Raw genomic sequence first — 17,866 nt, 5'->3', positions numbered from 1 at the left:
CGTGCGGTGCGGCGGGGGAGGCGGACGAGAGGAGGAAGACCATGGGTCTGCTGTCCGGGCGCAACGCGCTCGTCATGGGGGTCGCAAACCGTTGGAGCATCGCGTGGGGGATCACGCAGGCCTTCCTCCGCGAGGGCGCACGCTTCGTGTTCACCTGCGAAGAACGCAACGAGGACACGGTGCGCAAGCTGGTGGCCGACCTGTCGGATGCTGTGGTTATCCGCTGCGACGTGACGCAGGACCAGGACCTGGAGCGGCTGCGGGAGGAGTTGCGCCGCTCGGTCGAGCGCGTGGACGTGCTCGTGCACAGCATCGCATTCGCAAAGACCGAAGACCTGCGCGGGCGGTTCGTCGACACGAGCCGAGACGGCTACCTGCTGGCACACAACGTCAGCGCGTACTCCCTGGTGGCGGCTGCCCGCACCGTCGAGCCGTTGATGCCCCGGGGCGGCGCGATCGTCACGCTCACGTTCGCTGCCAGCGGGCGGGTGTTTCCGAACTACAACGTCATGGCCACGGCCAAGGCTGCGCTGGAGACGTCGGTGCGCTACCTGGCCTACGAGCTCGGGGAGAAGGGCATCCGCGTGAACGCGATCTCCGCCGGCCCCATCAAGACGGCGTCCGCGCGCGCGGTGGCGGGGCTGTCGGGGTTCATCGAGGCCTACGCGCAGAGGGCACCGCTGCGTCGCACCGTGGACCAGGAGGAGGTCGGGGATGCGGCGGTGTTGCTGTGCTCCGACCTGGCGCGCGGTGTGACGGGACAGGTGTTGTTCGTCGACGCCGGCTACCACGTGATGGGGATATAGGGGAATGGGTGGTCCGCTTCGCGAGGATCGAAGAGTGGCCAGAACGGCGCAGCGCGTCTCGCTGTTCCAGGAGTCGGTCATCCGGGAAATGACCCGGCTGAACAACCTGCACGGGGGAATCAACCTCGCACAGGGGTTCCCCGACTTCGATCCGCCGACCGAGCTGCTGGAGGCGGCCAAACGGGCCCTGGACGGCGGCGTGAACCAGTACGCGATCACCTGGGGAGCGCCCAACTTCCGCGCCGCCCTGTCGGAAAAGATGGCCGCCTACAACGGGGTCGAATACGACTCCGACCGCCACATCACCGTCACCTGTGGGGCGACCGAGGGCATGATGGCGGCGCTGCTGGCGACGGTGAACCCAGGCGACGAGGTGATCGTCTTCGAGCCGTTCTACGAGAACTACGGTCCGGATGCGGTGCTGTCGGGTGCGTCGCTGCGCTACGTGCCTTTGGATTGCGATCGGCCCGGCTGCCCGTTCGATTTGGACGAACTGCGCGGTGCGTTCGGGCCGAGGACGAAGGCGGTCATCGTCAACACCCCCCACAACCCCACCGGCAAGGTGTTCACCCGCGAGGAGCTGCGGTGGATCTCCGAGCTGTGCATCGAGTACGACGCGCTGGCGATCACCGACGAGGTCTACGAGCACATCCTCTACGACGGCGCGGATCACGTGAGCATCGCGTCGCTGCCCGGCATGGCCGAGCGCACGATCACCGTCAACTCCATGAGCAAGACTTACAGCGTCACCGGCTGGCGGGTGGGGTGGGTGGCGATCCGTGACGAGGACGTCACGATGGCCGTCCGGCGGGCGCACGACTTTTTGACCGTCGGCGCCCCGGCCCCCCTACAGGAGGCCGGGATCACCGCCCTGCGGTTTCCCGCCGCCTACTACCAAGCGATGGCGGATGCCTACCGGGCCAAGCGCGACCTGCTGCTGAGCATCCTGAGCGAGGTCGGCTTCAGGCCGCTGGTGCCGCGGGGTGCCTACTACATCATGGCCGGCATCGAGCGGTTCGGCTTCGGCGACGACGTGGCGTTCGCGCACCACCTCGTCCGCGAGGTGGGCGTGGCGACGGTGCCAGGCTCCTCGTTTTTCCACGACCCCGCCCTGGGCCGCCGCTACATCCGGTTCGCCTTCCCCAAGAGGGAGTCTACCCTGCGCTCGGCCGGCGAGCGCCTTCGGGTCCTGCCGGAGCGCATCTGAGGGCATGCGAGCGGTCGTGCAGCGCGTCAGACGGGCCGCAGTCTGGATCGAAGACCGCGCGGTCGCCCAGATCGGCGCGGGCTTGGTCGCCCTCGTTGGGGTGCGGCAGGGCGATGCGGAGGAGGACGCGAGGCTGCTGGCACGCAAGACGAGCAGGCTGCGCATCTTTGCCGACGACGAAGGGAAGATGAACCGCTCGGTGCAGGACGTGGGAGGTTCGGTCCTCTCGGTCTCCCAGTTCACCCTCTACGGCGACGTGCGACACGGCAACCGTCCGGGCTTCGTGGACGCCGCGGGGCCAGAGGAGGCCCATCACCTGTACGAGGTCTTCAACGGCGCTCTGCGCGAGGCGGGGATTGCCGTGGCGACGGGGGTGTTCGGGGCGGCGATGCTGGTGGAGATCCACAACGACGGGCCGGTCACCATCTTGCTGGATACCGAGGTGCTGCGCCGTTGACTTCCGACGACCGCGGGCGACACGAGACTGCCCTTTCGGCTTCCGACGCGTGGGACCTGCTGCGGGCCGCCTTGATCGCATACGGGGTGCGTCCGACCGAGGAGGACTTGGCCGCGGCAGCCGATCAACTCCGGGCGGTTCTCCGTCGGCTGGCTGCGCTCGAGGCCGTTTCGGAGGGCGACCGTTGACCGAACTGTCGCGGTTGTCGCTGGTGGAGTTGGCCGAACGCATCCGGCGCAAAGACGTCTCGCCGGTCGAGGCCACCGAGGCAGCGCTGCGGCGCATCGAAGAAGTCGACCCGACGATCCACGCGTTCCTCTCGGTGGACGCCGAGCGCGCCATGGACGCCGCCCGGCGGGCCGAAGCGGAGGTCGCCACCGGCGGTGCGCGCGGGCCGCTGCACGGCGTCCCGTTCGCGTTGAAGGACCTGATCGCACAGGCCGGCGCGCCGTTCACGTGCGGGTCACCTCTGCGGAGGAGCGTCGTGGCCGATCGCGACGCCGAGGTCACCGCCAGGCTGCGCGCCGCGGGAGCGGTGTTCGTGGGACGGACGCACCTGCACGAGTTCGCCTACGGGGTGTCGAACAACAACCCGCACTACGGCCCGGCCCGCAACCCCTGGGATCCGTCCCGGGTGCCCGGCGGCTCCAGCGGAGGGAGCGCCGCGGCGCTGGCGTCGTGCTGCATCTACGGGTCGATCGGGACCGACACCGGAGGCTCCATCCGCATCCCGGCGGCGCTGTGCGGCGTCTGCGGGCTGAAGCCGACGTCCGGACGGCTGCCGACCGTGGGCGTGTACCCGCTATCGCCCTCACTGGACCACGTCGGTCCCATGGCCAGGACCGTCCAGGACCTGATCGCGCTGTGGTCGGTGATTGCAGACGGCGCGGTGCCGTCCTGCCAGGACGCCCTGCGCTGTCTGCGCGTCGGGGTTCCGACGGCATACGTGTGGGAGGCCGTTGACGCGGAGGTGGCGGGGGTCGTGCGGGGGGCGCTGAGGACCCTCGAAGATGCCGGGGCGACGCTGGTGGAGTTCGTGCCGCCCGAGATGGAAGCGACGTCGGCGGCCGCGACGGCGATCCTCATGACGGAGGCGTCCTCGACTCACCTGCAGCAGCTGCGGCGCGATCCTCAGGCGTACGGTGAAGACGTCCGCCACCGCCTTTTGGTCGGCCTGGCGATCCCGGCCGAGCGGTACGTGCGCGCGCTGGATGTCAGGCGGCGGCTGACCGCCGCCTGGACCGACGGTGTGCTCTCCCACGTTGACGTCGTCGCAAGCCCGACCGTCCCGGTCCCGGCTCCACCGATCGGTGAGGAGACGACCCACGTGGCGGGAAAGCCGTACAACACGCGCGCCCTGCTCACCCGTCTGACGAATCCGTTCAACGCGCTCGGCCTACCGGCTGTGTCCGTGCCGTGCGGCTTCGCCCGCGGGCTGCCCGTGGGGCTGCAGATCGTCGGACCGCCGATGGGGGATGAGAAGGTGCTGGCGGTCGGCGCGGCCTACGAACGCCACCGCGGCGTGTTCGCGCTTCCCGAACGGGGGGCGACGCTGCGGTGAGGCCGGTCCTCGCGGCGCTGCTGTCGATCGCGGCGGCGTCGGCCTGCTCGGGCGCGCCCGCGCCGCCGGTGGTGAGCCTTGAACGGGTGGTCGGCGGGTTTACACAGCCCGTCTACCTCACACACGCACGAGACGGCTCCGGGCGGCTGTTCGTGGTCGAGCAGCCCGGCAGGATTCGCGTCATCCGGGATGGGGATGGAACGGCTGCAGTATTCCTCGACATCGTCTCGCGCGTCGCCTCGGGCGGGGAGATGGGCCTGCTCAGCGTCGCGTTTCACTCGCACTACCGCGACAACGGCCGGTTCTTCGTCAACTACACCGCATCCGGACCGCTGCGGACCGTGGTCGCCGAGTACCGGGTGTCCGCCGCGGACCCGGACGTCGCCGACCCTGCCAGCGGGCGCATCGTCCTGGAGATCGACCAGCCGTACGCGAACCACAACGGCGGCCTCAACAAGTTCGGTCCGGACGGTCGCCTCTACATCGGGACGGGCGACGGCGGGAGCGGGGGGGATCCGCATGGCTACGGCCAGCGTCTGGACACGCTGCTGGGCAAGGTGCTGCGGATCGACGTCGAAGGCGGCGAGCCCTACGGGATTCCACCCGACAATCCTTTCGTCGGACGGGGAATGCCGGAGATCTGGGCGTACGGGCTGCGCAACCCCTGGCGCTTCTCCTTCGACCGGGCCGACGGACGGCTGTTGCTGGCGGACGTAGGGCAGGGCCGCCGCGAGGAGGTCAACCTCATCGGGCGTGGCAAGAACTACGGATGGAACGTCATAGAGGGCAGTCTGTGCTTCGAACCGCCCACCGGGTGCGACAGCACCGGATTGGAGTTGCCGATCGCCGAGTACGGGGCGCGCGATGACGGTGCCTGTGCGGTGACCGGGGGCTACGTATACCGCGGGACCCGGTATCCGGCGCTGCGGGGCATGTACTTCTTCGGCGACTACTGCAGCGGGCAGATCTGGTCGCTGACGCAGCGCTCCGGTGGGCGGTGGGCGATGAACCCGGTGCTGCGCGGTCCCATCCGGATCAGTTCCTTCGGTGAAGACGAAGCCGGCGAAATCTACGTCGTCGACCACGGCGGCGCGATCTACCGCCTGGTGGCGCGGTAGCGCACCGGTCTGACCGCGGACCGATGCGCGCTGGCCTGCCTGCCCACCGTCTCAGGCCATGAACGCCGACAGCAGACGCTGCTCCAGGTCCTTGGTGACCTCCGAGAGGTCTTTGATCGTGTCCACGCCGCGCCAGTAGGCACGCGACCGGAACGCACCCAGACGCCGTTCCTCGGCGAGTTGGGGGAACGTCGTGGTCTCGTGGTCTCCCTGGTCGGGAAGCAGGTCGCGCACGTCGCGGTTGATCGCGTACACCCCGGCGTTGATCCAGTACGGCAGCTCGGGTTTCTCGTGGAATCCGGTGATCTTGTTGTCGTCGCCGACGTCCACGATCCCGTACGGGCTGATGAATGGCGACAGCACGATCGTGATGGCGTCGCCCGACTCTCGGTGCTGTGTCATCAGACTGCGGATGCGGACGTTGGTGATGACGTCGCCGTTGGTCGCCAGGCAGACGCTGTCGTCGACGTAGGCCATGGCCTGCTTGAGCGCGCCCCCGCGGCCGAGGGGATCGCGCTCGATGGAGTAGCGGATCCGCACGCCCCACTTCCTGCCGTCGTCGAAGTAGTCCTGGATCACCTCGTGACGGTAGCCGCAGGCGATGATGATGTCCGTGACGTCCTGGGCGCGCAGCCACTGAATCTGGTAGCCGAGGATCGGGATGCCGAGGATCTCGACCATCGGCTTGGGGCGGTCCTCGGTGAACGGGCGCAGCCGCTCGCCCTTGCCACCGGCGAGAATGATGGCCTGCAACGTGGCCTCACCTCCTGGTCGGGATGTTCGGGGCCGGGCGCCGTCCTCCCTCTGCCCGCGCCCGTGGTACAATGCGCGCAAGGCGACGAAAGCGGAAGAGCAGTCCGGCCGGCTGTGCCGCAGCGAGGGGGCGCGCGGTGGGAGGTCCCCGGTACGATCCCGGACGAAGACACCCCCAAGCCGCAAAACGGGGCCGCACTCGGCCACCGGTCGGAGCGCCGAAGGATCCGAGGCGGTACCAGGGCCCGCCGGGCAGCTCGTGACAGCGGAGCGAGGATCGGTCGTCGGCCCATCCGTGAAGAGCCACTGCGGCCGGAATCGAGGTCACACCGCGCAGCGGCGCTCCGTCCTTCGTCGGACGGGGCGTTGTTGATTTTCCAGACGGCTCGCCGGCCACCGCTTTGAGGAGGAGGTCGATGGCGATGCCCAAGCACCAGGCGCCGCGCGGCATGCGGGACGTCCTGCCGCCGGAGTCCGAACGCTGGCAGCAGGTGATCGCTCGTTGCCGCGAGACGGCGCACCGGTTCGGGTATCGGGAAATCCGCACCCCGCTCGTGGAGCACACGGAGGTGTTCCTCAAAGGCGTGGGCCAGGGAACCGACATCGTCGACCAGGAGATGTACACCTTCACCGACCGCGGTGGGCGCAGCGTCACACTTCGCCCCGAGGGCACGGCCGGCGTCGTCCGGGCCTACATCGAGCACGGGATGCACACCTGGCCGCAACCGGTGAAACTCTACTACTTCGCCGAGATGTTCCGGTATGACCGGCCGCAGGCTGGTCGGTACCGGCAGCACACGCAGTTCGGCGCGGAGATCCTCGGAGCGGCGACACCAGCGGCCGACGTCGAGGTGCTCACCCTGGCGATCCGCGCGATCCAGAGTCTGGGCCTGCGGGAGGTGGTGGTCCGGTTGAACAGCGTCGGCGATCCCCGCTGCCGGCCCAGCTACCTGCAGCGGTTCCGGGAGTACTTCGAGCGCCACTACGAAGAACTCGACGACGACAGCCGCCGCCGCTTGCAGACCAACCCGCTGCGGATCTTGGACTCCAAGGTCGAACGCACGCAGCGGATCGCGCAGGGCGCGCCGAGGATGCTGGACCACCTGTGCACGGACTGTCGCGCGCACTTCGAGGGCGTGCTGCGGCACTTTGCGAGGCTGGGGATCCCGACGGAGATCGACCCCTACATCGTGCGTGGACTCGGCTACTACACGCGGACCGCGGCGGAAGTCCACTCCGGGCGGTTGGGCGCGCAGAACGCGGTGTTCGGGGGCGGCCGCTACGACGGTCTGGCCGAGGTGCTGGGAGGACCCCCCACGCCCGGGGTGGGGTTCGGGATGGGGTTGGAGAGGCTGCTGATGGTCCTCGAACAGGAGGGTCTGCTGCCGCCGGTGGACTGGCGCGTGGACGTGTACGTCGCTGCGGACGGTGTGCGAGCCCAGGAGGAGGCGTTCGCCCTGCTGGACGGTCTGCGGGCTGGGGGTCTGAGCGCGGAGGGCGACCTGATGGGGCGAAGCCTGAGTGCCCAACTCCGGGCCGCTTCCAAGACCGGTGCCCGGGTAGCGCTGATCGTCAGCGACGCGTCCGTGGAGCGAGGCGAGGTCACGCTGCGGGACCTGGAGCGCGGCGAGCAGCAGGCCGTGCCGTTGCAGGAGGCTCAGACGGAAGCACGGCGGCACCTGGAGCGAGGAGGATGACGATGCGGACACACGCCTGCGGCGACCTGCGCAATGCCCACGTGGGGCAGGAGGTCGTGATCGCGGGGTGGGTGCACCGCCGCCGCGATCTGGGCGGGCTGATCTTCCTGGACGTGCGCGACCGGCAGGGCGTCGTGCAGGTCGTCTGCGCGCCGGAAGTCCCTCAAGCCCACGCGGCTGCCCAATCCGTCCGCGGCGAGTACGTGGTGCGGGTACGGGGAACCGTAATGCGACGGCCGCCCAACACCGTGAACCCGAGGCTGCCGACGGGCGAGGTCGAGGTGCGTGCCGTGTCGGTCGAAGTCCTCAACCCCGCGCGCACCCCACCGTTCGAGATCGCCGACGGCGACGCGGTCGACGAAGCGGTGCGCCTGAAGTACCGCTACCTGGATCTGCGGCGTCCGGAAATGCAACACAACTTGGTCCTGCGCCATCGGTTGGCGAAGGCGGCGCGCGACTTCCTGGACGCCGAGGGGTTTGTGGAGATCGAAACGCCGCACCTGATCCGGGCCACGCCTGAGGGGGCGCGCGACTTCCTGGTGCCCAGCCGGCTGCACCCCGGAAAGTTTTACGTCCTGCCGCAGTCCCCCCAGATCCTCAAGCAACTGCTGATGGTCGCTGGGTTCGACCGCTATTTCCAGCTCGCCCGGTGCTTCCGGGACGAGGACCTGCGCGCCGACCGACAGCCGGAGTTCACGCAGATCGACATCGAGATGTCGTTCGTGCAGCCCCAGGACGTCATGGTCCTCAGCGAGCGCCTCGTGCAGCACCTGATGCAGGCGGTGATGGGGGTAAAGACGTCGGTGCCGTTCCCCCGCCTCACCCACGCCGAGGCGAAGGCGCGTTACGGGACAGACAAACCGGATCTGCGCTACGGACTGGAAATCGTCGACGTGACGGAGGTGGTCGCGCACACGGAGTTTCGCGCCTTCCGGGAGGCGCCTTCGGTGCGCTGCATTCGCGTGCCCGGGCGGGCTGGCATGCCGCGTGCCATGCTGGACGCGCTGTCGCAGGCCGCCGTCCGGGCGGGCGCCGGAGGGCTGGCGCCCCTGCCTCTGGCCGAATCGGGCCCCAAGGGGCCCGCGGCGAAGCACCTCGCCGAGGGGCAGCTGGCGGCGCTGTGCGCGGCGGCGGGCGCCAGCCGCGGCGATCTGCTGCTGCTGGTGGCCGACGATCCGGACCGGGCGTCGGCGGCGCTGGGCCGGGTGCGCGAGGAGCTGGCACGCCGCCTGGACCTGATTCGCCGCGGCGCCTACTCGTACGTCTGGGTCACCGAGTTCCCTCTGCTGGAAACGGATCCCGACGCCGGCCGGCTGGCAGCCGTCCACCACCCGTTCACCGCGCCGATGGACGAGGACGTGGATTTGCTCGAGACCGATCCGCTCCGGGTCCGCGCCCAAGCGTACGATCTCGTGCTGAACGGAACCGAGATCGCCGGCGGCAGCGTCCGCATCCACCGCCGCGAACTCCAGGAGCGAATGTTCCGTCTGCTGGACATCGGCCCGCAGCAGGCCCAGGAACGGTTCGGCTTCCTGCTGGAGGCGTTCCAGTACGGCGCCCCGCCGCACGGCGGCATCGCGTTCGGTTTCGATCGCCTCGTCATGCTGTTGGCCGGCCGCGAGACCATCCGCGACGTGATCGCGTTCCCCAAGACCGCAAGCGCCGTAGATCTGATGATGGGTGCGCCCTCCGAGGTGGACGAAGAACAGTTGGCCCAAGCCCACATCCAAATCCGGGAGTAGGGGCTTGGAGACCGCCCGCTGTCCGCACCCGCCGTCGGTTGCTATGCTGCTGTTGGGATGTCTCTGTTCGAGGCGCAGACCGATCTGAGGGCTCCGCTGGCCGCGCGGATGCGCCCGCGCACGCTGGAGGAGTTCGTCGGGCAGGAGCACATCCTGGGGCCGGGCCGACTGCTGCGCAAACTGATCGAATCCGACGACCTCACCTCGCTCATCCTCTATGGACCCCCGGGCACCGGCAAGACGTCGCTGGCCCACGTCATCGCCGAGCAGACGCGCGCGCACTTCGTCTCCCTGAACGCGGTCACGTCCGGCGTGGCCGACATGCGGCGGGTGATCCGCGAGGCCGAGGACCGGCGCCGCTTCCACGGGCAGCGCACGATCCTGTTCATCGACGAGATCCACCGTTTCAACAAGGCCCAACAGGACCTGCTGTTGCCGTACGTCGAGGACGGGACGGTCGTGCTCATCGGTGCCACCACGGAGAACCCGTTCTTCGAGGTCAACGCCACGCTGGTTTCGCGTTCTCGGATCCTGCGGCTGGAGCCGCTGTCGGGCGCATCCGTCGCGCGCCTGCTCGAGCGCGCACTCTCCGATCGCGAGCGGGGTCTGGGGGCCGCCCGGGCCGAACTGACGGCGGAGGCGATCGCGCACCTGGTGGAAGTCGCAAACGGGGATGCGCGCATCGCGCTCAACGCGCTCGAACTGGCCGTGGCGACGACACCCCCCGACGCAGACGGGGTGCGGCGGGTGACGGTGGCGGTGGTGGCGGACGCGCTGCAGCGCCGTGTCGTCCGCTACGACAAGTCCGGCGACCAGCACTACGATGTGATCTCGGCGTTCATCAAGAGCCTGCGCGGATCGGATCCCGACGCAGCGGTCTACTGGATGGCCCGGATGCTGGCCGCCGGCGAGGACCCGCGATACATCTGCCGGAGGATGATCGTCCACGCCGCCGAGGACGTCGGGCTCGCCGATCCCCAGGCGCTGCTGGTGGCGACCGCCGCCGCCCACGCGGTCGAATACGTCGGGCTTCCCGAGGCCCGCATCCCGATGGCCGAGGCTGCCATCTACATCGCCTGCGCGCCTAAGAGCAACGCAGTCGTCCGCGCGATCGACCGGGCTGCGGCCGACGTCGAGAACCTGCCTTCCCCGCCGGTCCCGCTCCACCTGCGCGATGCCTCTTATCCTGGTGCGCGCAGGCTGGGGTCGGGGCGCGGCTACGAGTATCCCCACGACCACCCCGGTGGCTTCGTGCCGCAGGACTACGTGCCGGAGGCCATCCGCGACCGCGTCTACTACGAGCCCACCGGCTACGGTGAGGAAGCCGGAGTGCGCGAACGCCTGCGCAGGTTGTGGCGTGGCCGCAAGGCCTACTCGGACGAGACCGCCGGCGTCGGGGAGGGAGATGCCGACCGCAGGGCAAATACTTCGGACAGCGACACATCTGAGAAGGGAGAGGGGGGATCATGAGCGTGTTGAGGTTGTCGGCGATCCTCGTCGCCGTCGTACTGGTGGCCGGTGTGAGCCCCGGCGTGGGCGCGCCGGCGCAGGAGATCGTCTTCACCTCGAACCAGTTCACGCCGGTCGAAGAACAGGAGTGGGCGCGCGGCACGCTGCTGCGCCGCTTCACGGAGGAAAGCGGCATCGGCGTGCGCTTCATCACGGAGCCGGAGGGGCCGTACGTCGACCGTGTCCTGGCCGAAGCCCGGGCGGGGCGCGGCACGATCGACGTCACCGGGACGCTGCACGGCATCTTCCCGGTCTTCGTGGCCGAAAACGCCATCCGCGACATGGCGGCCCTTCAGCGGCAGCTGGATGCGCGGGGTGACCGCACGTTCTACCGGGACCTGCGCGACGTCAGCCGCATCGGAAACATCCAGGCGTTCATCCCGTGGATGCAGGCGACCTACCTGATCGCGGCGCGCCGCGAGGCGATGCGCTACTTCCCGTCGGGCCGCAACCCGATGCGGATGACCTATGACGATCTGCTGGAGTGGGGCGACAACATCCGCCAGGCCACCGGGCAGCGGCGGCTGGGATTCCCCGTTGGGCCGCGCGGGCTGTACGGGCGGTTCCTGCACGGCTACGCGTACCCGTCGTTTACCGGTTCGCAGGTGAAGGGATTCAAGTCCGCCGAGGCGGTCGAGATGTGGCGCTACCTGCGGCGGCTGTGGGGTGTGACGCATCCGTCGTCGTTCGTGTGGGAGTTCATGCACGAACCGCTCCTGACCGGCGAGGCGTGGGTGGGGTGGGACCACACCGCGCGGTTGATCCCGGCGCTGCGCCAGCGGCCGGGCGACTTCGTGGTGCTGCCCTCGCCGGCGGGGCCGAAGGGACGTTCGTTCCTCTCGGTCGTCGTGGGGCTGGCGATCCCCCGCGTGGCGCCCAACCCCGACGCGGGCGCGCGGCTGATCGAGTACCTGACGCGTCCCGCGACGCAGGTCGCGACGCTGCAGGGAGTGGCGTTCTTCCCGGTGTCCCCTGAGGCCGCGCGCGCGGTCCCGACCGGCGGGCTCAGGGTCATGGCCGACGGCGTGTCGGCGCAGGCGGGCGCGCCGGACGCGCGGACCGCGCTGCTGCCCGTGGGCCTGGGGGCGCGGACCGGTGAGTTCGTGCCCATCTACGTCGACACCTTCCGGTTGATCGCCATCGAGGGGCGCGACATCCCGCAGACCCTGGCGACGCAGGCCCGCAGGTTGGAGGATCTGTACCGCGCGACCAACGCTCCGTGCCCGCCGCCGGACCCACCGATGCGTCCGTGCAGGCCGGACTAGGTCTGCGGTCGGCGATGGGGGTGGGGTCCATCCGCGGCCCCGCTGGACCGGAGGGAAACTTGGGGACCCGGCACGTGACACGCAGACGCGGTCCTTCTCGAGGGACGACCGGCGGCTGACCCATGGCTGTCGCTGAGGCCCCACTGGAACTCGAGCGCGCCGGACGCCGCGTCGACTGGACGCCCTACCTGCTGGTGCTGCCGACGGCGGCCTACCTGGCAGTGTTCTTCGTCTACCCGATGGCGCAGGCGATCTGGCTGGCGGTCTCGGATCCGCAGTCGGGCGCGCTGACCCTGGAGCACTTCCGGCGAATGTCGGAGGACCTGTACTTCCGGCAGGCGATCCGTTACACGGTCCTCATCACCGCGATCGCGATCCCGCTGCAGGTCGCACTGGGACTGACGATCGCGCTGCTCGTGAACACGCGTTTTCCGGGTCACTCGATCTTCCTGTACGTGTGCGCGATCCCGATCGCGATCTCGGACCTTGCGGCGGGGCTCATCTGGTTGTCGATCTTCACCGAGCGTGGGTACCTGAACGCGTTCTTGGACGCGCTGGGCCTGACTGCCCAGCCCATCACGTTCCTCACCTACGAGCGGCCGGTGTGGCTGATCGGCGCGATCGTGCTGACCGAGGTGTGGCGCGCCACCGCGATCGTCATGATCATCTTGGTGGCAGGCCTGCAGCTGATCCCCAAGGACTACCTGGAGACGGCCCAGGTGTTCGGAGCGCGGCCCTGGCAGACGCTGTGGCACGTCCTGTTGCCGTTGCTGCGCCCGAGCCTGCAGACCGCACTGATCATCCGGACAATCCTCGCCTTTCAGCTGTTCGCGACGGTGATCACACTGGCCGGGCGGCTGGTGCCGGTGCTGGCCGGCGAGGCGTACTTCTGGTACTCGCTGTACCGGAGCCCCAACGTCGCCAGCGCCTACGCGACGCTGATCCTGGTGTTGTCGGGCGGGATCACCTGGGTCTATCTGCGCGCGCTGCGCGCGCGGCACGAGGAGGTCGCGGGCGGATGACGTTCCGGCGGTTCGGGGTCTACAGCGCCGCCGTGCTGATCGCCGCCTGGGTGCTGCTCCCGCTGGTTTTGATCGCGCTAGCGACGTTCACGCCGCGGGACGTCCTGTACGACTGGCCACGCCCGATCGTCCCGCGCCAGCTGACCACCGAGACGCTGCTGTTCTTCGTCCGCTCGGCGGGTGTGCTGCAGTCCACCTGGAACAGCGTGCTGGTCGCCGGAATGACGATCGCGCTCGCCTTCGCGATCTCCGCGCCGACCGGATACGCGCTCGCCCGCTACCGCTTCCGGGGACGGGAGACGATCAACCTGGCGATCCTCGCGACGAAGATGTTTCCGGCCACCGTGCTGTCCATCCCCCTCGCGGTGGCGTTCATCCGATGGGGACTGTACGATACGCTGCTCGGTGTGGCGATCGTCCACACGGCGCTCAGCGTCCCCTTCGTCACGGTGATCGTCACCAGCGTGTTCGTGGGCATCTCCTACGAACTAGAAGAGGCTGCGATGACCCTGGGCTGCAACCGCTTCCAGGCGTTCTTGCGCATCGCGATGCCCATGGCGCTGCCGGGCTTGGCTGCCGCCGCGATCTTCACGTTCGTGCTCTCGTGGAACGAGGTGTTCGCCGCGACGATCCTGACGCTCAACAACCGGACGCTGCCGGCTCTCGTGATCAACGCGATCAGCGCGGCCGGCGCGCCCCTGCACTATCGGTTCGCCGGCGGCTTCTTCATGGTCGTACCGGCCCTGGTGATCATCTTCCTGATCCGGCGCTACTTGCTGACGCTGTGGGGCGTGACGGTCCGATAGGGCAGACATGGCGGAGATCCACCTCGAACGACTGCGCAAGACCTACGGTCGCGTGACTGCGATCCGCGACCTGTCGCTGCACATCCAGGAAGGCGAGTTCGTTGTCTTCTTGGGCCCTTCGGGCTGCGGCAAGACCACCACGCTGCGAGCCATCGCGGGTCTGGAGCGATTGGACCGCGGCCGGGTGCGCATTGGCGGACGCGACGTAACGGACCTGCCGCCCGGCCGGCGTGGCATCGGCATGGTCTTCCAGTCCTATGCGGTCTTCCCCCACATGCGCGTGTACGACAACATCGTCTTCGGGCTGCGGATGCACGGCGTGCCGGCCGCCGAGCAGCGCCGCCGGGCGCAGGAGGTGGCCGAACTGCTGCAGATCGGCGGCCTGCTGGACCGCTACCCGGCCCAGCTGTCGGGCGGCCAGCGCCAGCGGGTGGCCGTCGCGCGGGCGATCGTGATGCGGCCCGACGTGTTGTTGATGGACGAGCCGCTCAGCAACCTCGACGCGCTGCTGCGGCTGCACATGCGGGCCGAACTCAAGCGGCTGCACCGCGAGGTGCGGTCGACCACCGTCTACGTGACGCACGATCAGGTGGAGGCGCTGAGTTTGGGCGACCGCATCGCGGTCATGAAGGACGGCGAGATCGTGCAGTGCGACACGCCCTCTCGCATCTACGACGACCCGGCGAGCGTGTTCGTCGGTTCGTTCATCGGCAGCCCCCCGATGAACTTCCTGCGAGGGGCGGTCGACGCCGCAGATGGCACGCCGGTGGTGCGGGTGGGAGACGCTTCGCTGCTTGTGCCCGCGCCCTACCGGACGGCTGTCGCGGCCTACCGCGGTCGGGAGGTCTTGGTCGGCGTTCGCCCCGAGCACATCCGTCCCGGTGACGGGCCCCTGGCCGGGGAGGTGATGGTGACCGAACCGCTGGGGCCCCACAAGCTGGTGACCGTGCGGGTCGGTGACGAGATGCTGAAGGTCTCCGTCGGGGCCGAAGATCCGGCCGAGCCCGGCCAGCGCGTGCGCCTGAACCCCGAACCCGGGCGGATGCGGTTCATGGACCCGACCACCGAGCAGGCGCTGCCGCGGTCCCCCTGAGCTGGCAGTGATGTCCGGCTGGCTCCCCGCGCCGGTGGGTGCCCTCCCCGTGGACCCGCCGGTCGGGCGCCACGCCAAGCCGTGGGACGCAGGCGACGGGACCGCCTCGGCGTCGTTGGGCAGCGACGGCCGCGTGCTGTCGATGCACCGTCCCCACACCCGCCACGGCTGGTTCCACCTCGCGGGCTTCCCCCCGTTTCCCGAGGATCGGCGCAGGGATCCGGAGTTCGTGCGCACATTTCGACGGAGCATGGGCGACCCGTCAGGGCCAGGGCTGTCTGTGCGCCCCCGGGGCATGGGCAGTCCGGAACGCGGATGGGTGGCGCATCGGATCCCGGCGTTTCGCTGGCGCGCAGACGGCTTGGCGGTGTGGTGGATCCCGTTTGTCCGGGACGGCAGACTGATCTGCTGGTTGCACGCCCGTTCCCGCCGGCCCGACGGTCCGGCCGCACTGACCGTGGAATTCGCGCCGACTCTGGGGGTTGTGCGGGCGGCTTACGGTCAGATCACCGAAGGTGGACCGCTCCCTCCATACGACGCCCGCAACCGCGTGCGCTGGGTCCAGGGGGCGGTGTGGTGGGAGGCACCGGGTCTTCCGGGATGGGCGCGGGTGGGACCGGCCCCGCGCGTCGCCGACTGCGAACGGATGCCTCCGGTGGCCCTGCGGTGGGACGTGACCCTGGACCTGAGCGAGGGCTGTGCGGAACACGTCCTGGTGGCCGAACTCGGGGAAACCGAGTTTCGCGCTCCGCTGGCGATTCCGTCCGCAGACGACGTGCACGCGTGGCTGCACGACGCCGTCGGCCGCGCGTGCGCACCCGAAGTCGGCACCGAACCCGCGGCGCGGTGGTGGATTCACCGCAACCTGGCGTTCGCACTCGACGTCTGTGCAGTCGACGTCGGCGAGGGCACCTGCCTGGTCACCGATCCCGTTCTGCTGCCGCTGTCGTGGAACCGCGACGCCTACTACGTCGCCTGCTTGCTCGGCGCGTTCGCCGTCCGGAATTCCGGATCGCCGCTGGGGCAGACCGCGCGCCGTGCGCTGCGGCGCCACCTGACCTGGCTGTTCGACGTGGCCGCGCGCCCCGACGGGCTGTGGGGCCGCAGCCACCTGACGAACGGCGAGGTGAAGGACCGCGCGTTCCAGCTCGACCAGCAGTGGTATCCGCTGCTCGAACTCGCGCGCGCGGCGCTGGAATGGGGACAGACCGACCTGTGGGACCGTCACCGCCGCCAGGCGCTGCGCTCGCTGGACGCCCTGCTGGCGATGCGCTCTGCCCTCGGGTTGTTTCCCACGTCGGAGACGCCGGCCGACGACCCGCTGTCGTTGCCGTACCACTTCTCCTCCCACGTGCTGGCCTGGCGGACGCTCGCACTGCTCAGCCGCCTGCCAGGCTGTGAGCGTCTGCTATCCGAAACCGACCGACTGCGCGGGCTCGTCGAACGCCACTTCCGCATCCGGGACAGCGGGATCTACGCGTACGCCACGGACGGCGAAGGTGGGCACCGACGGTATCACGACGCCAACGACCTGCCCACCGCCTGCGCGGCTCGGTGGGGATTCTGCGCACCCGACGACGTGTGGTGGCGCCGGACGATCGTGTTCGCGTACAGCGCAGCCAACGCCGGTTGGTTCGACGGGCCGTTCGGCGGCCTGGGGTCGGTGCACGCGCCCGGGCCGTGGACGTTGGGCGACATCCAGCGGTGGATCGTGGCGCACGACACCGGAGACGCCGCGGCCAAGGCGGCTGCAGAACAGCGCTTGCGGGCAGTGGCGTTCGACGACGGGCTGCTGTGCGAGTCCTACGACGCGCATTCCGGCCTGCCCCGCACACGCGCATGGTTCGCCTGGCCTGGGGCGGTGCTGGCCGCGTTGCTGCTGGGGGATTCGCTGTGAACCCGGCGCCGTGCCTGCGCCGACCGGGCGCCGACGGCCGCTCATGCCTCTGCTATGATGGTCCCACGGAGGTGAGAGACGGAGATGGCGCGCGTCGCCGTCGCGATGAGCGGCGGCGTGGACAGTTCGGTCGCGGCGGCGCTGATGGTCGAGGCGGGTCACGAGGTCGTGGGCCTGACGATGAACCTGTGGCCGACGTGGGTTCCGCACGACGAAGACGGGGCGTCCGCTTTGTGCTGCGGTGTCGGCGCGGTGGAGGACGCGCGCGGTGTGGCGCGCCGTCTAGGCATCCGGCACTACGTCCTGAACATGCGCGAGGCGTTCGAGGACGCGGTGATCGCGCCGTTCGCAGACGAGTACGCGCGCGGCCGCACGCCCAATCCGTGCGTGTCGTGCAACCGCGCGATCAAGTTCGCGCTGCTGCTCGAGAAGGTGTCGTCGCTGGGGATGGACTACCTGGCCACCGGCCACTACGCGCGCATCCGGCGCGACGGTGACCGCGCGGTGCTGCTGAGGGGACGGGATCGGCGCAAGGACCAGTCCTACGTGCTGTACGCGCTGACGCAGCCACAGCTGCGTCGCCTGCTGCTGCCAGTCGGGGAGCTGACGAAAGAGCAGACGCGGTCGATCGCCCGGCGGTGGAACCTGGAGGTCGCGGACAAGCCGGACAGCCAGGAGATCTGCTTCGTGCCGCGTGGACATTATAGCGATGTGATCGGCCGATTCCGACCGGAGGCCCTTCGTCCGGGTCCGATCGTCGCCACCGAGGGCCGGCGCCTCGGAACCCACCAGGGGATCGGACGCTACACCGTCGGGCAGCGGCGTGGGCTCGGAGTCGCCACGGGGAAGCCGCTGTACGTCGTCGCGATCGACCCCGAGTCCAACACGGTGATCGTGGGCTCCGAAGACGAACTGATGGCCTCCGAGGTCGAG

The 17,866-nt window shown here is 69.5% G+C and carries 16 protein-coding genes; 15 read left to right on the top strand and 1 reads right to left on the bottom strand.

Annotation, left to right across the window (positions count from 1 at the left end; translation table 11 throughout):
• Positions 1 to 41 precede the first annotated feature (41 nt).
• Genes QN163_09650 through QN163_09625 form a run of 6 tightly spaced genes read left to right on the top strand, consistent with a single transcriptional unit; the run spans position 42 to position 5,149 of the window.
• On the top strand, positions 42 to 806 hold the full coding sequence (locus QN163_09650) for an enoyl-ACP reductase (GenBank protein MDR5684273.1): 765 nt from the start codon (positions 42 to 44) through the stop codon (positions 804 to 806).
• Between the two features lie 34 nt (positions 807 to 840).
• Positions 841 to 2,013, top strand: coding sequence for an aminotransferase class I/II-fold pyridoxal phosphate-dependent enzyme (locus tag QN163_09645; protein ID MDR5684272.1), 1,173 nt, complete (start codon positions 841 to 843; stop codon positions 2,011 to 2,013).
• 4 nt (positions 2,014 to 2,017) lie between these two features.
• On the top strand, positions 2,018 to 2,470 hold the full coding sequence (gene dtd / locus QN163_09640) for a D-aminoacyl-tRNA deacylase (GenBank protein ID MDR5684271.1): 453 nt from the start codon (positions 2,018 to 2,020) through the stop codon (positions 2,468 to 2,470).
• The gene (locus QN163_09635; protein MDR5684270.1) at positions 2,467 to 2,658 is read left to right on the top strand and encodes a hypothetical protein; all 192 of its coding nucleotides are present in this window, start codon (positions 2,467 to 2,469) and stop codon (positions 2,656 to 2,658) included. The genes dtd and QN163_09635 overlap by 4 nt, the downstream gene beginning before the upstream one ends.
• On the top strand, positions 2,655 to 4,031 hold the full coding sequence (locus QN163_09630) for an amidase (protein ID MDR5684269.1): 1,377 nt from the start codon (positions 2,655 to 2,657) through the stop codon (positions 4,029 to 4,031). The genes QN163_09635 and QN163_09630 overlap by 4 nt, the downstream gene beginning before the upstream one ends.
• The gene (locus QN163_09625) at positions 4,028 to 5,149 is read left to right on the top strand and encodes a PQQ-dependent sugar dehydrogenase (GenBank protein ID MDR5684268.1); all 1,122 of its coding nucleotides are present in this window, start codon (positions 4,028 to 4,030) and stop codon (positions 5,147 to 5,149) included. The genes QN163_09630 and QN163_09625 overlap by 4 nt, the downstream gene beginning before the upstream one ends.
• Before the next feature lie 51 nt (positions 5,150 to 5,200).
• Here the strand turns inward: QN163_09625 and QN163_09620 are convergent, their stop codons facing one another.
• Complete coding sequence (locus QN163_09620) at positions 5,201 to 5,902, bottom strand: nucleotidyltransferase family protein (protein MDR5684267.1); 702 nt, start codon at positions 5,900 to 5,902, stop codon at positions 5,201 to 5,203.
• A gap of 416 nt (positions 5,903 to 6,318) precedes the next feature.
• On the opposite strand from QN163_09620, the gene hisS reads away from it, so the two are divergent.
• The 9 genes from hisS to mnmA all read left to right on the top strand — a co-directional run.
• Complete coding sequence (gene hisS / locus QN163_09615; protein ID MDR5684266.1) at positions 6,319 to 7,599, top strand: histidine--tRNA ligase; 1,281 nt, start codon at positions 6,319 to 6,321, stop codon at positions 7,597 to 7,599.
• On the top strand, positions 7,596 to 9,341 hold the full coding sequence (gene aspS, locus QN163_09610) for an aspartate--tRNA ligase (GenBank protein ID MDR5684265.1): 1,746 nt from the start codon (positions 7,596 to 7,598) through the stop codon (positions 9,339 to 9,341). The genes hisS and aspS overlap by 4 nt, the downstream gene beginning before the upstream one ends.
• Before the next feature lie 57 nt (positions 9,342 to 9,398).
• A complete protein-coding gene (locus QN163_09605; GenBank protein MDR5684264.1) occupies positions 9,399 to 10,811 on the top strand; it encodes a replication-associated recombination protein A in 1,413 nt (470 codons plus the stop codon).
• Complete coding sequence (locus tag QN163_09600; GenBank protein MDR5684263.1) at positions 10,808 to 12,115, top strand: extracellular solute-binding protein; 1,308 nt, start codon at positions 10,808 to 10,810, stop codon at positions 12,113 to 12,115. Before QN163_09605 ends, QN163_09600 begins: the two co-directional genes overlap by 4 nt.
• Before the next feature lie 122 nt (positions 12,116 to 12,237).
• The gene (locus tag QN163_09595) at positions 12,238 to 13,137 is read left to right on the top strand and encodes a sugar ABC transporter permease (GenBank protein MDR5684262.1); all 900 of its coding nucleotides are present in this window, start codon (positions 12,238 to 12,240) and stop codon (positions 13,135 to 13,137) included.
• Positions 13,134 to 13,943, top strand: coding sequence for a carbohydrate ABC transporter permease (locus tag QN163_09590; protein MDR5684261.1), 810 nt, complete (start codon positions 13,134 to 13,136; stop codon positions 13,941 to 13,943). The genes QN163_09595 and QN163_09590 overlap by 4 nt, the downstream gene beginning before the upstream one ends.
• Before the next feature lie 7 nt (positions 13,944 to 13,950).
• On the top strand, positions 13,951 to 15,036 hold the full coding sequence (locus QN163_09585; protein MDR5684260.1) for an ABC transporter ATP-binding protein: 1,086 nt from the start codon (positions 13,951 to 13,953) through the stop codon (positions 15,034 to 15,036).
• 10 nt (positions 15,037 to 15,046) lie between these two features.
• Positions 15,047 to 16,933 (top strand): glycoside hydrolase family 125 protein, encoded by a 1,887-nt coding sequence (locus QN163_09580; GenBank protein MDR5684259.1) that lies wholly within the window; start codon positions 15,047 to 15,049, stop codon positions 16,931 to 16,933.
• Between the two features lie 84 nt (positions 16,934 to 17,017).
• Positions 17,018 to 17,866 (top strand): tRNA 2-thiouridine(34) synthase MnmA (mnmA, locus tag QN163_09575; protein MDR5684258.1); only part of this gene is annotated, 849 nt, incomplete at its 3' end.

The organism is Armatimonadota bacterium (assembly GCA_031432545.1).
GTDB lineage: Bacteria > Sysuimicrobiota > Sysuimicrobiia > Sysuimicrobiales > Sysuimicrobiaceae > Caldifonticola > Caldifonticola tengchongensis.
Note: the sequence above shows the minus strand (reverse complement) of the source record. Positions and strands in the feature narration are given on the sequence as shown.

Coding starts and splice junctions, on each gene's coding strand:
- QN163_09600 (MDR5684263.1), top strand. CDS start 10,808: ATGAGCGTGTTGAGGTTGTCGGCGATCCTCGTCGCCGTCGTACTGGTG.
- QN163_09585 (MDR5684260.1), top strand. CDS start 13,951: ATGGCGGAGATCCACCTCGAACGACTGCGCAAGACCTACGGTCGCGTG.
- aspS (MDR5684265.1), top strand. CDS start 7,596: ATGACGATGCGGACACACGCCTGCGGCGACCTGCGCAATGCCCACGTG.
- QN163_09650 (MDR5684273.1), top strand. CDS start 42: ATGGGTCTGCTGTCCGGGCGCAACGCGCTCGTCATGGGGGTCGCAAAC.
- dtd (MDR5684271.1), top strand. CDS start 2,018: ATGCGAGCGGTCGTGCAGCGCGTCAGACGGGCCGCAGTCTGGATCGAA.
- QN163_09595 (MDR5684262.1), top strand. CDS start 12,238: ATGGCTGTCGCTGAGGCCCCACTGGAACTCGAGCGCGCCGGACGCCGC.
- QN163_09605 (MDR5684264.1), top strand. CDS start 9,399: ATGTCTCTGTTCGAGGCGCAGACCGATCTGAGGGCTCCGCTGGCCGCG.
- QN163_09580 (MDR5684259.1), top strand. CDS start 15,047: ATGTCCGGCTGGCTCCCCGCGCCGGTGGGTGCCCTCCCCGTGGACCCG.
- hisS (MDR5684266.1), top strand. CDS start 6,319: ATGGCGATGCCCAAGCACCAGGCGCCGCGCGGCATGCGGGACGTCCTG.
- QN163_09590 (MDR5684261.1), top strand. CDS start 13,134: ATGACGTTCCGGCGGTTCGGGGTCTACAGCGCCGCCGTGCTGATCGCC.